The 15,293-nt window shown below is 52.2% G+C and carries 14 protein-coding genes; 2 read left to right on the top strand and 12 right to left on the bottom strand.

The annotated features are described in order from the left end of the window. Positions 1-5 precede the first annotated feature (5 nt). Complete coding sequence (dxs, locus tag WKJ04_RS10770) at positions 6-1,871, top strand: 1-deoxy-D-xylulose-5-phosphate synthase (protein ID WP_337880426.1); 1,866 nt, start codon at positions 6-8, stop codon at positions 1,869-1,871. Between the two features lie 22 nt (positions 1,872-1,893). Here the strand turns inward: dxs and WKJ04_RS10765 are convergent, their stop codons facing one another. The 10 genes from WKJ04_RS10765 to glyA all read right to left on the bottom strand — a co-directional run bounded on the left by WKJ04_RS10765 (position 1,894) and on the right by glyA (position 12,061). Beyond that, positions 1,894-4,926, bottom strand: coding sequence for a diguanylate cyclase (locus WKJ04_RS10765; protein WP_337880425.1), 3,033 nt, complete (start codon positions 4,924-4,926; stop codon positions 1,894-1,896). Between the two features lie 31 nt (positions 4,927-4,957). Continuing rightward, on the bottom strand, positions 4,958-5,437 hold the full coding sequence (locus WKJ04_RS10760; protein ID WP_337840393.1) for a phosphatidylglycerophosphatase A: 480 nt from the start codon (positions 5,435-5,437) through the stop codon (positions 4,958-4,960). Beyond that, positions 5,437-6,396, bottom strand: a complete 960-nt coding sequence (thiL, locus tag WKJ04_RS10755; protein WP_337880424.1) for a thiamine-phosphate kinase — start codon at positions 6,394-6,396, stop codon at positions 5,437-5,439. Before thiL ends, WKJ04_RS10760 begins: the two co-directional genes overlap by 1 nt. 30 nt (positions 6,397-6,426) lie before the next feature. Next, on the bottom strand, positions 6,427-6,840 hold the full coding sequence (gene nusB / locus WKJ04_RS10750; RefSeq protein WP_337840395.1) for a transcription antitermination factor NusB: 414 nt from the start codon (positions 6,838-6,840) through the stop codon (positions 6,427-6,429). A gap of 3 nt (positions 6,841-6,843) precedes the next feature. Further along, a complete protein-coding gene (gene ribE / locus WKJ04_RS10745) occupies positions 6,844-7,314 on the bottom strand; it encodes a 6,7-dimethyl-8-ribityllumazine synthase (RefSeq protein WP_337840396.1) in 471 nt (156 codons plus the stop codon). A gap of 79 nt (positions 7,315-7,393) precedes the next feature. After that, a complete protein-coding gene (gene ribBA / locus WKJ04_RS10740) occupies positions 7,394-8,503 on the bottom strand; it encodes a bifunctional 3,4-dihydroxy-2-butanone-4-phosphate synthase/GTP cyclohydrolase II (protein ID WP_337880423.1) in 1,110 nt (369 codons plus the stop codon). A 24-nt stretch (positions 8,504-8,527) separates the two neighbouring features. Then, entirely contained in the window at positions 8,528-9,181 is a 654-nt protein-coding gene (locus tag WKJ04_RS10735; protein WP_337880422.1) for a riboflavin synthase, read from the bottom strand. Continuing rightward, positions 9,182-10,297, bottom strand: a complete 1,116-nt coding sequence (ribD, locus tag WKJ04_RS10730) for a bifunctional diaminohydroxyphosphoribosylaminopyrimidine deaminase/5-amino-6-(5-phosphoribosylamino)uracil reductase RibD (RefSeq protein ID WP_337880421.1) — start codon at positions 10,295-10,297, stop codon at positions 9,182-9,184. It abuts the gene before it with no gap. Then, complete coding sequence (gene nrdR / locus WKJ04_RS10725) at positions 10,297-10,749, bottom strand: transcriptional regulator NrdR (RefSeq protein ID WP_337840400.1); 453 nt, start codon at positions 10,747-10,749, stop codon at positions 10,297-10,299. Before nrdR ends, ribD begins: the two co-directional genes overlap by 1 nt. Before the next feature lie 58 nt (positions 10,750-10,807). After that, complete coding sequence (glyA, locus tag WKJ04_RS10720) at positions 10,808-12,061, bottom strand: serine hydroxymethyltransferase (protein WP_337880420.1); 1,254 nt, start codon at positions 12,059-12,061, stop codon at positions 10,808-10,810. Between the two features lie 227 nt (positions 12,062-12,288). Here glyA and dinB point away from each other — a divergent pair, with 227 nt between their 5' ends. Beyond that, positions 12,289-13,341: a DNA polymerase IV gene (gene dinB / locus WKJ04_RS10715; protein WP_337880419.1), complete on the top strand. Its 1,053-nt coding sequence runs from the start codon at positions 12,289-12,291 to the stop codon at positions 13,339-13,341. A gap of 108 nt (positions 13,342-13,449) precedes the next feature. Here dinB and WKJ04_RS10710 read toward each other — a convergent pair whose 3' ends face one another. Both WKJ04_RS10710 and WKJ04_RS10705 read right to left on the bottom strand, forming a co-directional pair. Beyond that, complete coding sequence (locus WKJ04_RS10710; protein ID WP_031565533.1) at positions 13,450-13,662, bottom strand: cold-shock protein; 213 nt, start codon at positions 13,660-13,662, stop codon at positions 13,450-13,452. Between the two features lie 289 nt (positions 13,663-13,951). After that, positions 13,952-15,271, bottom strand: a complete 1,320-nt coding sequence (locus WKJ04_RS10705) for a DEAD/DEAH box helicase (protein ID WP_337880418.1) — start codon at positions 15,269-15,271, stop codon at positions 13,952-13,954. Positions 15,272-15,293 lie beyond the last annotated feature (22 nt).

The raw sequence follows: 15,293 nt of genomic DNA, 5'->3' as shown, positions 1-15,293 counted from the left end.
TTTCCATGGCTTCAGAAGTTCACGATTTTCCTTTATTGGCCCAAGCCAACTGGCCTGCCGAACTCCGTCAGATCCCTCAGGATCAGTTGGTCCAGCTCTGCGACGAGCTGCGCGCCTTTTTGCTGAAAACCGTCAGTCAAAGCAGCGGCCACTTTGCCTCTGGCCTGGGAACCATTGAACTGACCACAGCGTTGCATTATGTGTATAACACCCCTTTTGACCGGTTGATCTGGGATGTGGGCCATCAGGCCTACCCTCATAAAATTCTGACCGGGCGCCGCGATCAAATGCACAGCATCCGCCAGAAGGATGGTTTACATCCGTTCCCCTGGCGCGAAGAAAGTGAATACGATGTATTGAGTGTCGGTCATTCCAGCACCTCGATCAGCGCAGCCTTGGGTATGGCCATTGCCGCCAAAGCGGAGCAAAAACACCGCAAAGTGGTGGCTGTGATTGGCGATGGCGCCATTACAGCAGGTATGGCGTTCGAGGCCTTAAACCATGCCGGTGAAGTGAAACCCGATATGCTGGTGATACTGAACGACAACGAAATGTCGATTTCAGAAAACGTCGGTGCACTGAACCGCTATTTTGCCCGTATTTTGTCTGGTAACTTTTACACTAACCTGCGCGAAGGCGGTAAAAAGATTCTGCGTAACGTGCCGCCTCTGCATGAGCTGGCCAGTCGCGCCGAAGAACATTTTAAAGGCATGGTCACCCCAGGCACCTTTTTTGAAGAGCTGGGGTTTAACTACATAGGCCCAATCGACGGCCATGATGTGATCAGTCTGGTCGACACCATCCGCAATATGCGCAATATGAAAGGCCCACAGCTGCTGCATGTGGTGACCAAAAAAGGCAAAGGCTACCTGCCGGCGGAAAAAGACCCTATCGGCTATCACGCCGTCAGTAAATTTGACCCCAGCGAACAGAAACAACCGGAGAAAAAAGCCGGTAAACCCAGTTTCTCCAATGTGTTTGGTCAGTGGATTTGCGATATGGCCGCCGCCGACCCCAAGTTACAGGGCATTACGCCAGCCATGCGTGAAGGTTCGGATCTGGTGCGGTTTTCACGGGATTTTCCGGAGCGTTATTTTGACGTGGCCATTGCGGAACAGCATGCTGTGACTTTGGCTGCCGGTATGGCCATTGAAGGTTTAAAGCCCGTGGTCGCCATTTACTCCAGTTTCCTGCAGCGCGGTTACGATCAGCTCATTCACGACGTCGCGCTGCAGAATCTGGATGTGTTGTTTGCCATTGACCGCGCAGGTGTGGTCGGTGCCGATGGACCCACCCATCAGGGCGCTTTTGACATCAGCTTTATGCGCTGTATTCCGAATATGCTGGTGATGACGCCCTCCGATGAAAACGAATGCCGCCAGATGCTGTACACCGGCTATATGCACCCAGGCCCTGCGGCAGTGCGTTACCCCAGAGGGGTTGGTTCCGGTGTAACCCCAGAAGCACAAATGCAGGCTTTACCTGTAGGTAATGGCCTGGTGCGCCGTCAGGGTCAACAGACCGCACTGTTGGTGTTTGGTCCTCTGTTGCAACAAGCCATCAGCGTGGCCGAACAACTGAATGCAACCCTGGTGGATATGCGTTTTGTAAAGCCTCTGGATGAAACACTGCTGACAGTGCTCAGCCAGCAGCACAGCCATTTTGTTACGATCGAAGACAATGCGCTGATGGGTGGCGCTGGCTCGGCCGTCAATGAGTTCTGTATTGCCCGGCAATTGCCGGTGAAGCTCTGTAATCTGGCACTGCCGGATCAGTTTATTAAACACGGCACCCAAGAGCAGATTTATGCGGAACTGGGGCTGGACAGTGTGGGGCTGTTGCAGTCAGTTCAGCGTTTTCTGGCCCGCTAACGCATAACTCTACGGCTATCGTCTAAGGGCGATAGCTGTAGAGTTCAAACCAGGCCATGCCGTCGGCCAGCAGCTTTTCTACCAGTTGTTCGATGTGCCCGGCATCTTCAAACTCAAACGCATCAACCTGCGCATCAAAACTCAGGCAGGCGTTGCCGTTACGCCCGGATAATTTCACGCGTTTACCAGCAATTTCAGCCAGTTGCAGCGAAATCTCCCAGGAAATCAGCTGCCCGCCCAACAAATCCAGCGGAAAACAGGCATAGCCTATAGAACAGGTTAACGTCAGCGCCTGGCCGTCTGGTGTCTGGAACAGATGCGACGCCAGCTTTTGGTTCCACTGCCTGGCGTAGTCAGCCACCGCATTTTGCTGAACGTCACGCAGCACCAACACAAATTGCTCACCCGCATAACGCACGACATAATCGGCGCCCCTGCTCTCCCGTAATAACAAGGCGCTGACCTGCTGCAGCACCGCATCGCCTACACTGTTGCCATGAATATCATTGATCTGTTTAAAGTGATCTAAATCCAGATGTAATAAGGCCATGCATTTGCCTTGCAGCAGCAGGGTTTCACGGTTTTGCTGATACTGTTCGGCATCTTTAGGCAACTGTTCAAATAAAAAACGCCTGTTGCGTAAGCCAGTCAGCGCATCTTTATGCGTCAGTTGCTGCAACTGATCGTTCAGCTCATAGAGCCGTTCATTACTGCTTTGCAGTTCAGAAGTGCGCTGACGCACCAGCTTGCTCAGCTCCTGCTGATGCTGCAGGGTTTTGCGCCGCCAGAGCCAGGCGACCCCGTAAAGCATCAGCAGGACCAGCAGAAGCCATAAGCCCTGATACACCAGGGTTTCGTTAAACAACCTGGGCACCACTAATTCCAAGTGTTGCTGCTGATCTGCAGACCAGCTTTGCCCGCTGTACCTGGCCTGTAACTCGAAACTGTAAGTGCCGGGTGGCAGGTTGGTGTAAATGGCCTCCCGGCGCTGCCCGGCGTATTGCCATTGTTGATCAAAGCCATTCAGCCGGTAGCGGAACTCCACCTCATTGGCTTTGCGAAACTCAAGTGCGCTGTAATACAACGAAATATTCCGATCGGATAAGGCCAGTACCAGCCGGCTCTGATCCGGCTGTATCAGATAAACCTGATGACCTTGCACGGACTGCAACAGCGGTTTCAACGTTTTATCGGACAAAGATTTTAAATTCAGCGGCACCGCCACCAGTCCCTTCAGGCTGGGGTACCAAAGCTGATCCTGCCACAGAGCAACCTTGCTATGGCCTGAACCATTGCAACAACGACCTGGCGCTGCCCCCAACTGCCGGTCATAAGGGGTCAGGATCTGTTCAAAAGGTGGCGGCTGCGTATCTGGCCCGTCAAGCTCTGCACTTTTCACCCTGAAGATGCCTTTGAGCGAACTGGCCCATAACAGATCGGTTTTGGCATCAAACCACAAGCTGACCACAGGCTCCTGCGGTAAGCCTGTACTGCTGGAAAATTGCCGCCAGAACCCGGCCTTTGAACGCACAAACAAGCCATCGTCCAATGTCGACACCACCAGGCGGGCATCCGGCAATGTCAGGACCCCGGTAATATAAGCACCATACAAGGAGGTGCCAACCCCAACTCTGGTGAGTTTTTGTTGGGCATACCAATACAATCCTCCCGTGGTGCCAACATAAAGCCCAGGCTCAGTGTCTTCAATCACAGTAACAAAGTTCGATTCCAGTTGTGCATTAAAAGCTGCAGCCTTCAGCTGACGACCGTCGTAATGAAACAAACCTGTGGCCCCACCAACCCACAAGCCGCCAGCACGACTGGCTTGAACCACCCGCAGCTGCGTATCTGCCAGCTCAGCAAAGGGGTGCTGTAACCTCGCTGTCGCCGGCGAAAAACTCAGTAGCCCTTTATCCGTTCCCAACCAGATTTGCTGCCGAAACTCGGCGAAGTCGTAAACGTTGCGGTTCTGCAGCTGCTGCTCGTTCAGCCAGGGCTGAAATTTCAGCTCTGGGTTAAGCAGACCGACACTGTTCTGGGTCGCAATTAATAAACCTTGGTGTGTGGCGGAATACCGCACCGATCGGACTATGGCGTCCTGCTGGCCTTGTCCTGTTACCCGCCGGATATTCCCTGGGGAAGCCCGGAACAAACCTTCGCTGAAACTGGCCAACCAGATATTTTGTTCGTTGTCTTCAAAAACATCACTGAACCAGGGCGAGCTACTCAGTTCATCCGAATTAATTCGTTGCCACTGCCCTTTGGTTTGCCGGTAATACAAGCTGTTATAGCTGGAGACCCAATCGTTGCCGCGACTGTCACGAAACAAGGTATAGACGGGCGAACTGTCGGTATGAGGTTCGGGGCAAACCTCCAGTTGCATATTTTCATTCAGATGGAAATAACCGGACTCGCTGGCCAGATGCAAGCTGCGGCCTGTCCAGAGCAAATCATAAATGGGATGTTGCTGCAGCTGGTGAGGTAAGGAAATGGTCAACACTTTGTTATCAGGACCAATGCGGTGCAAATGGTGGGCTGTCGTTGCCCAGACATAATCTCCGGCTTTTTTCAGTTGCACCACAGGCTCTTTGATCAAGTCAATCCGGCTGACTTTGCCTTGTTTAACACGGAACAAATTGTCTGCAGCCAGCCAAATTTCCTGCTCAGTCACCTGCACTATAGAGGTCACTTCGGACAAAACGGGAAAACGTTCAAACTTCAAGCTGGCCGGGTTCACTCCCGCCAGGCCAGCTTTGGTACCAATCCACAAATACCCCGAGGAATCAAGCAGTAGCTGATTGATGGCATTGCTGGGCAATTGGCGGATCGTTTTGGAGCTATAGGTGACAAATTGCTGACCATCAAAACGGTTCAGGCCATAGGAGGTGCCAACCCAAATATAGCCCTGCTGATCCTGGCTGATGGCCCGAACTGAGTTGGACGACAGACCATCTGCACTGGTCCAGTGTTTTATATCAAAATCATAAATGGAAGATGGCTGGGCAGACAGCCAGAAGGAGCAAAATGCATAGCACAGGGCCAGCCAATAACGCACAAGGATCACCGGGTTAAGTTAAAAAATTATCTTAACCAAAAGGCAGGTAAGGCACCAGTAACAAAATCAGCCCCAACGCCATAGCACCCGCCAGCATGTCATCCAGCATAATGCCCAAACCACCGGGCACCTTGTGGTCGAGCAAACGTATGGGCCAGGGTTTGACAATATCAAAAAAGCGGAACAATAAAAAAGCCGCCAGCAGATAAGGCCAGTCAAAAGGCAGAGTCCACATCGCCAGACTAAAACCAGCGACTTCGTCCCAGACAATGGCACCATGGTCATGTTCACCTATGTCGTCGGCCGTTTTACCGCAGACATAACAACCAAGCAGAAACAACAACAGCACCCAACAAAGGGCCAGCACAGGGCTGAGCTGAGATTGCAGCCACACCAAAGGAATAGCGGCCAGAGTGCCAAAGGTACCGGGGGCCTTGGGTGCCAGCCCGGAGCCAAACCCAAGCGCCAGAAAGTGTGTCCATTTTCTCAGTTGAAAAGCTGGCTTGCTCATCAGAAATGCTCAAAGCCTTTGTGCAGATAGTTCAAGGGTACTTCCCCCTGCTTGAGTTCCAGCTTGCCGGCCACACCTGTGATACGGCCAATACAAGTGACAGGCACACCATAAGGGGACACTAACACCTCAAGGGAACTGCGCCGGATCTCCGGCACGGTAAACAACAACTCATAATCCTCACCACCGGATAACGCCAGCTGCAAGGCCTGCTCGGCACTGCAACTGTCTTTGAGCGCCTGCGACATCGGAATGCGGCTGACATCAATGGCCGCGCCAACGCCGGAGCGCCGCAATATATGCAGAATGTCACCGGCCAGACCATCAGAGATATCCATCGCGCTGCTGGCAATAGTGCGTAGCGCCTGCCCTAACGCCACCCGTGCGGTCGGGTAATGAAAACGTTGCAGTAAATGAGCCCGGTGTTTTTTACTGACCTCGACCTGCTGCTGCACCAGTTGCAAACCCAGAGCCGCATCACCTAAGGTGCCGGTGACATAGACATAGTCGCCCACTTTCGCACCGGCGCGGGTTAAGGCTTTGCCTTTAGGCACCTGGCCTTTGGCTATCATGGTCAAAGACAAGGGGCCTTTAGTGGTATCGCCCCCTATCAGCTGGCAATTGTAATAATCGGCCGTTTCGCTTAAACCTTCAGCAAAAGCGGTTAACCAGGCTTCATCAACCCGGGGCAACGTCAGGCCCAACGATAACCAGCAGGGTTCGGCGCCCATGGCGGCCAGGTCTGAGACGTTGACAGCCACCAGCTTGTGCCCTAAAGCTCTCGGGTCGACATCAGGAAAAAAGTGAGTCCCTTCAATCATACTGTCGGTGGTCACCACCAAATCACAGCCTTCGCGCACCTGCAGCACGGCACCATCGTCGCCAATACCTATAGCCACATCGGCCCTTTGACGGCCAGCTTGTGCAAAACAACGCTGAATTAACTCAAATTCACCCATAAAAAAGCCGACTTTCGCCGGCTCTCCATTTTATTCAGTCCGCAGGCGTTTCACTGCTTTATCCAGAATGCCGTTGACAAACTTATGGCTGTCTTCAGCAGCAAAGGCTTTAGCCAGCTCAATAGCTTCGTTAATCACCACTTTGTACGGCACATCCAGACGGTATTTCAGCTCGTAAGCCGAGACCCGCAGTACTGCTTTTTCCACCAGATCAATTTCTTCAAAAGGCCGGTCTAAAAACGGCTTCAGAATTTCATCCAGCGTACCATGATGCACGGCCACACCGCGCAGCAGGTCCTGAAAGTAGCCTACATCCAGATGTTTGGTATTTTGTTCCAGCAATAACTGCTGTTCGATATCACCAACAGGGTTTTTACTGACCTGCCAGCTGTAAACGCCTTGTACAGCCAGACTTCTGGCCAGACGACGTGCATTAGGTTTCATGCATTATTCCTGGATCTGCGCTACCACGTTAACCATTTCCAAAGCAGACATCGCGGCTTCACCGCCTTTGTTGCCCATTTTGGTGCCGGCACGTTCGATCGCCTGTTCAATACTTTCGACTGTCAGAACGCCAAATGCCACAGGCACGCTGTACTGCATCATCACCTGAGCCAGGCCTTTGGTGCATTCACCGGCCACGTACTCAAAGTGTGGGGTTCCGCCACGGATCACGGCGCCCAGCGCAATAATCGCGTCATACTTTTTGCTGGCAGCAACTTTTTGTACCGCCAATGGCATTTCAAAAGCACCAGGTACGCGGATCACCGTGATGTCCTGCTCAGCAATATCACCGACCCGTTTTAAGGTATCGACAGCGCCTTCCAGTAAGCTTTCCACAATAAAGCTGTTAAAACGGGCGACCACAATAGCGAATTTTTTTCCTTTGGCGGTTAAGCCAGCTTCAATCACTTGCATGGAAAATCCTCATTGCACCTGGGTTTGAAAAAAACGGCGGCAATAATACCACAACAGCATCAAATCACCGCTCGTTTTTTTATTCACAAATATAATCCACCACATCCAGACCAAAGCCGGATAAGGCATGGTATTTTTTGGGCTGGCTGAGCAGGCGCATTTTCTTCACGCCCAGGCTGGCCAGAATTTGTGAGCCGACGCCGACATTGCGGGAGGCGCCTTTCCAGGGGGTGGCTGCCGCACGTTCGCCTTTATCTTCCGCTTCAAAAGCGCGCACAGTTTCAATCAGCTCTTCCGCTTTTTCGTTTTTGCCAAGCAGCACCAGCACCCCACCTTCATCGGCGATACGTTTCATCGCACAGTGCAACGAAAAACTGCGGTTGGCACCGCGGTCTGACAGCAGTAAATCGCTGAAGGTATTGTGCAGATGCACCCGCACCAGAGTGGGTTGATCCGCTTCAATCACCCCTTTGACCAGGGCAAAATGAATTTGATTATCAATGGTGTCGCGAAAGGTATGCAGCTGGAAATCACCAAACTCAGTCGGCAGGTTGCAGCTGGCGACCAGCTCTATGGTGGTTTCGTTCAGATTGCGGTATTCAATTAAATCGGCAATGGTGCCAATTTTAATGCCGTGTTTTTTGGCAAAGACTTCCAGGTCCGGCCGACGGGCCATGGTGCCGTCTTCGTTCAGAATTTCGACTATCACCGCAGCCGGTTCCAAACCAGCCAGCCGGGCTAAATCACAACCGGCCTCGGTGTGGCCTGCGCGCACCAGCACACCGCCATCCTGCGCCATCAGCGGGAAAATATGACCTGGGTAGACAATATCCGTCGGTTTGGCGTCCCGCGCTACTGCCGCTTTGACAGTGCGGGCCCGATCGGCCGCAGAAATACCAGTGGTTACGCCTTCAGCGGCTTCAATCGACAAGGTAAATGCAGTGGCGAAAGGCGACAGGTTTTTGTCCACCATCAATGGCAACTTCAGCTGCTCACAACGCTTTTTGGTTAGCGTCAGGCAAATCAGGCCCCGGCCATGGGTCGCCATAAAATTAATAGCATCTGGTGTCACATAGTCGGCCGCCATCACCAGATCGCCTTCGTTTTCCCGGTCTTCATCGTCCATCAGGATCACCATTTTGCCCTGACGAATATCTTCGATAATTTCAGCTGGTGTATTTAATTGCATAGTCGGGTCCAGGTTCAGAGGGGATCAGACAAAACCCCGTTGTTGTAATAAGTTCAGCGTCACGCCTGAGCTTTTTGACTCAGCGCCGTTGGCACTCAGCAGGCGTTCCAGGTAACGGGCGATTAAATCGACTTCCAGGTGCACCAGGCTACCGGCCTTCAGTGTGATTAAGGTGGTTTCTTTGGCAGTATGCGGCACTATGGTCAAACGGAACTGGCCGGCAGCCAGCTCGTTCACTGTCAGGCTGATGCCGTCGACGGTAATGGAACCTTTTTCGGCAATATAACGCGCCAGCTCGGGGGCCATCTCGACCCAGACCTGCCAGGCTTCGCCATAGGTGTCGATACGCAGGACTTTGCCTACGCCATCGACATGACCACTGACCAGATGCCCACCTAACCGGCTGGTCGCCAGCAAGGCCTTTTCCAGGTTCACCTGCTGCCCTACTTGATACTGACCAAATAAGGTCCGCTTGACCGTTTCCCCCGACACGTCGGCACTGAAGCTCTGCGGCCCTAAGGCGGTCACTGTCAGACAAACCCCGTTGGTGGCAATACTGTCACCTAATTTCACGTCGGAAAAATCCAGACTGGCCGATTCAATGGTCAGCTTCAGGTCTTTGCCTTTGTGTTGCAGCGCCGTGACCCGGCCTTTGGCTTCAATAATTCCGGTAAACATTTAAGGCTCCTGTAAGCAGGCTCTTAGTTTCACATCAGGCCCCAGGCACTGGGCCTGTTGCCACTGCCAACGTGGCGCATCGGCTAAGCGGCTCAGACTGGCCACGTGCAGCAGTGGCTGGGAACCCGCCCCCAGTAACAGCGGAGCCTGATACACAATGAGTTCATCCACCAGCTGCTGCTGCCATAAAGAGGACGCCAGAGTTGCGCCCGCTTCCACCCACAAGTCATTGATTTGTTGTTCGGCCAGCAGGCGGAGCAAGAGCTGTAAATCCAGTTGGCCATCAAGTTCCGGCACCGCCAGGTAACGTACCAGCGCATTGCCTTCTGGTGCATGGATCTGGTCGCTATGGACTAGCCAGATGGGGCCACCAAACTGAAATAACAACTCTTGCCCTGTTAATTTCAACTGCCGGTCGAGAATAATACGCACAGGTTGCCGTACAGTGCCGTCAAGCAAAGGAGTAATCTCAGCCGTTTCAGCGCGAACTGTCAGCCAGGCCTGATCCTGCAGTACGGTAGCGGCTGTCGATAAGATGGCGTGGGATGCCGCCCGTTCCAGCTGCACATCAGCCCGGGCTTCTGGTCCGGTTAACCATTGGCTTTCGCCATTGGCCAGCGCAATAGCGCCATCCAGGCTACAGGCAAGTTTTAACCTCAGCCAGGGACGCTGCCGCTCCATCCGGCTGAGAAAACCCGGGTTCAGCGCCCGGGCTTCCCGCTGATACAGGCCGACATGAACCTCAATACCCGCCTGCTGCAGGATAGCAACGCCTTTGCCTGCCACCAGTGGATTCGGGTCCAACATGGCCACCACCACCCGGCTCACGCCAGCATCAACCAGCGCCAAAGCACAAGGTCCGGTGCGACCGTAGTGACTGCAGGGCTCTAAGGTGACATAGCAGGTGGCGCCCAAAGCTTTGCTTCCGGCTTCCCTCAAGGCATAGACTTCGGCATGAGGCTGGCCAGCCTGATGGTGATACCCCTGGCCAACCACCTTGCCATCGAGAACCACCACAGCCCCGACATTAGGATTAGGTGCTGTGGTAAAACGGCCCTGCTGTGCCAGTTGCAACGCTTGCTGCATAAACTGCTGGTCTATGGCTGACCACTGCATTACTGATCCCCCAAGCGGGCAATTTCTTCGCCAAACTCGCGGATGTCTTTAAAAGAACGGTAGACCGAAGCAAAGCGTACGTAGGCCACTTTATCCAGTTTGACCAGCTCATCCATAATCAGGGTTCCCAGCAGTTCACTGGGTACTTCGCGCTCGCCCGTGGCACGTAACTGGCTTTCCACTTTACTGATCAGCGACTCGACCTGCTCTGTGGGGACCGGGCGCTTTTCCAGCGCCCGCATCAGGCCAAGCCGCAGTTTGGTGTCATTGTAGGGTTCACGCGAACCATCACGTTTAATGATACGCGGCATCACCAGTTCAGCCGCTTCAAAGGTGGTAAAACGTTCATGGCAGGCACCACACTCCCGGCGACGTTTCACCTGGTACCCATCAGCCACCAGGCGGGAATCAATCACTTTGGTGTCGTCGGCCCGGCAAAATGGACAAAACACTATGACACTCCTGAAAAAAAGGCCGCACTAGGCGGCCATCTTAACACTGCGGGCAGGATCAGGCATAGACCGGGAAGCGGCTACACAGCTCTGCCACCTGGCCGCGAACCTTGTCGATCACTGCGGCATCACCACGGCTATCCAGCACGTCACAGATAAAACCTGCCACCTGACGCGCTTCAGCTTCTTTGAAACCACGACGGGTAATAGCCGGAGTGCCAATACGTAAACCTGAAGTCACAAAAGGTGACCGTGGGTCGTTTGGCACCGAGTTTTTGTTCACCGTAATATGTGCCTGACCTAACCAGGCATCCGCTTCTTTACCTGTGATGTCTTTGTCGATCAGATCCATCAGGAACAGGTGATTTTGCGTGCCACCAGACACAATCTTGTAGCCACGTTGTTGCATGGCTTCACACATGGCGACTGCGTTTTTCAGAACCTGTTGCTGGTAGGCTTTAAACTCAGGTTGCAGCGCTTCCTTAAACGCAACAGCTTTGGCGGCAATCACGTGCATCAGAGGGCCGCCCTGACCACCAGGGAACACGGCTGAGTTGAGTTTCTTCTCAATTTCTTCATTTTTACGCGCCAGGATCAGACCGCCACGTGGACCAGCCAGTGTTTTGTGCGTAGTTGTAGTGACCACATCCGCCACAGGCACCGGGTTTGGATACAGACCAGCAGCCACCAAACCAGCGACGTGCGCCATGTCCACCATCAGGTAGGCGCCCACTTTATCGGCGATGTCACGGAAACGTTGCCAGTCGATAATGCCTGAATAAGCAGAGAAGCCAGCGATAATCAGTTTTGGTTTGTGTTCCAGTGCCAGTGCTTCAGCCTGAGCGTAATCAATCACACCAGTTTCAGGGTGCAGACCATATTGCACCGCTTTGTACAACTTGCCTGACGAGCTGACCGTTGCACCATGGGTCAGGTGACCGCCGTGCGCCAGACTCATCCCTAAAATAGTATCGCCAGCACTTAATAAAGCTAAGAAGACAGCAGAGTTGGCCTGTGAACCGGAGTGCGGCTGCACGTTGGCGTAATCAGCACCAAATAATTCTTTGGCACGGGCGATAGCTAAATCTTCAGCCACGTCCACGTACTCACAACCACCATAATAACGCTTGTGCGGATACCCTTCGGCGTATTTGTTGGTCAGCTGAGACCCCTGAGCTTGCAGTACCCGCGGGCTGGCATAGTTTTCAGAGGCAATCAGTTCGATATGCTCTTCCTGACGACGGGTTTCGTTGGTAATGGATTGCCATAACTCCGGGTCGAAATCGGCAATGTTCATTTCACGCTTTAACATGCTTGCTCCTTGAATCGCCATAAGGCTGGGCTGATCAAAAAAATTGGCGCTATTCTACATCGAATTCTGGCAGGATGCACCGATTAAATAGACGTCTAAACATCCAAACCAACATGTAAGAGCAGTTCGTCAGCAACGCTTTTTTCTGATGCAGGAAATCTTTGACATTCATCAGATACTGTCTAAAATTACAGCTGTATATAAACACAGTTAACGACGGTGGAGCCATGCGGAAAATTATTCATATTGATATGGATTGTTTTTATGCTGCAGTGGAAATGCGAGACAGGCCTGACTGGCGTAGCATTCCGCTCGCTATTGGCGGTAGCAGGCAGAGCCGTGGCGTCATCAGTACTTGCAATTACCCGGCACGCGCTTTTGGGGTTCGTAGCGCCATGCCAACCCATCAGGCGCTGAAACTCTGCCCCCATCTGTTATTGCTGCCCGGCAATATGGAAAAATACAAAGCGGCAAGTTTGCAGATCCAAGCCATTTTTCACCGGTACACAGACAAAGTAGAACCTTTGTCTCTGGATGAAGCTTATCTGGACGTAACCGATACCCCGCTATTTAATGGCAGCGCCACCCGGATAGCGGAAGATATCCGTCGCACCATTGTGCAGGAAACTGGCTTGACAGCCTCTGCTGGTGTCGCTCCGAATAAATTTCTGGCTAAAATAGCCAGCGATGAAAATAAGCCCGATGGCCTCTTTGTGATCCGGCCCGAACAAGTCGCCAGTTTTGTCAGCACTCTGCCCCTGCACAGAATTCCCGGTGTTGGCAAAAAGACCGCTGAGCGTCTGGCTTTGCTCGGCCTGTATCACTGTGCCGACGTCCAGAAAGCACCACTGAAACAACTGATCAGTCATTTTGGCAGTTTCGCCGAAACCTTGTTAGAACGCAGCCATGGTGTGGATGAACGCCAGGTCAAAAACGACTATCCGCGGAAATCTGTCGCTGTTGAACACACTTATGATCAGGACCTGCCTGATCTTGTTGCTGGCGAACAAAGTTTGCAGGAATTATTGCCGAAGTTAAGACGTCGTATTGAACGTTGCGACGCTGCTCCTTTTATCCAGAAAATAGGCATCAAACTCAAATTTGCCGACTTTCAGCAAACCACAGTTGAGCGAAGCCAGAGTGAATTGGACTTCATAACGCTGAAACAGTTATTGCAACAAGCCTGGTCCAGGGGGGACGGCAAAAAAGTGCGACTGGTCGGGATCCATGTCGGCCTGAAAGATCAGCAGGCCCAGGCTCAGTTATCTTTAGCTTTGTGAAACAAGACAAAAATGCAGCCCTTTTTCGCGCAGTAAATCAGTAAAGAGTAAAAATAAAAAAACCGGCATTAAGCCGGTTTTTCCAGAAGCTTCGTCAACTTAGTGCTATTAAGCAACTACAGTTACGTTTTCTGCTTGAGGGCCTTTTTGACCTTCAGTGACTTCGAAAGTCACTTTCTGGCCTTCAACCAGAGTTCTGCGGCCAGTACCGTTGATAGCGCGGAAGTGTACGAATACATCTTTGCCGCCTTCGCGCTCAATGAAACCAAAACCTTTATCTTCGTTGAACCACTTAACGGTACCGGAAATTAATTGTGACATAACATTCTCTTACTTAAACTAAATTTGCCGAGTCATCGGCGACTTTAAATATTACCGGCCACGTTGAGCTAGCACATATTTCAACCCCATTATCAGTGAAGCCACCAGAGGGGTCAATACTTATCACTGGATCAACAGAAAAATAGTTGTTTCTCTATTGGCCGTTCCGGTTACTTAACTCTATTTCTCAATAAAAACAAATTACTGCAAATTCAATTGATGAACAAAGCGTCAAAGTAACTTCTCGAGTGTAACACTTTTTTCCGAATAAAAAACAACCAAAAGTAAATTAATTGTTCTTTTTCCGTACAGGCATCAGGCCATCATCTCCAGCCTGAAAAAACTGTGAGCTAGCTGCCTTTTTACCTTTTTGTACCTGTTTTGGTTTTTGTCCCGGCGCCTTAGCTACAGAGCCCGATTTAGCCTTGACTGCTTTTTTCGGAACAGCCATCGTGACAGGCCCTTTAAAGCGGGCAATCAGTCCTTCCACTTCGGATAGCGGTAAAGGACGGCGTAAAAAGCTTTCAATCTCGCAAAAGGATTTCCAGTCTTTTGGGCCCACCAGGGAAATGGCCACGCCTTTTTGCCCTGCCCGTCCGGTGCGGCCTATACGGTGTACATATTCTTCTGCATGTTTAGGCAGGTCGAAATTCACCACATGGCTGACCTGCAGCAAATCCAATCCTCTGGATGCGACATCAGTGGTGACCAACACCTTAAAACGGCCGGACGCAAACTCCTGCATCACCTGGTTCCGCCTGGCCTGACTCAACTTGCCACTCAGCCCCACTGCAGGCAGCCCTAATTGCTCACAGAGCAGCGCCAGCCGTTCCGTGTCTTCACGAGTTGCGGTAAACAGGATCAGCTGTTTAATCTCTTCGGTCGAAATAAAGTGCTTCAGCAGCGCTTCTTTATGGGTCAGGTGATCCGCAAAAAAACAACGCTGTTCAATGTCTTCATGTTGCTGGTGTGACACGCCGACAGAAACCCGGTGCGGACTTTTCAGCAGCGCCATAGCCAGCTCGTTAATTTCTGTATTGTCCAGAGTCGCTGAAAACATCAGGGTTTGACGCAGTCTGTGGTCCGCAGCTTTGTTGATGGCTGTCAGTTGCGGCATAAAACCTAAATCCAGCATCCGATCCGCCTCGTCCAGGATCAGCAATTCCAATCCGGCAATAAACAAGCTTTTATGCTCCAGATGATCCACCAGGCGACCGGGCGTTGCCACAATAATCTGTGGCTGACGCTTCAGCAGCTTTTCCTGATCGTTAAAGTTTTCCCCCCCGACAATCAGCGCACTGCTCAAAGGCGTATTGGCAACAAAAAGCCGCAACCGGCCATAAACCTGATGTGCCAGTTCACGGGTCGGCACTAGGATCAATGCCCTGGCATCTTGCTTCGCCAGCGCTTTGCTGCGCAGTAAACGTTGCATCATAGGCAGCAAATAGGCCAGCGTTTTGCCTGAACCTGTCTGAGACGACACCAACAGGTCTTTACCTGTCATTGCAGCGGGGATCGCTTCCTGCTGCACTGTGGTTGGTTGGGCAAACCCTAAATGCTGTACCGAACGCACCAAACGCGGGTCCAGCCGGAAATCCTGAAATGCCAAAATAAATCACCTGTCCGGTCAA

This window comes from Rheinheimera sp., assembly GCF_037442345.1.
Classification (GTDB): Bacteria; Pseudomonadota; Gammaproteobacteria; order Enterobacterales; family Alteromonadaceae; genus Pararheinheimera.
This window is presented reverse-complemented; position numbering and strand designations above follow the sequence as displayed.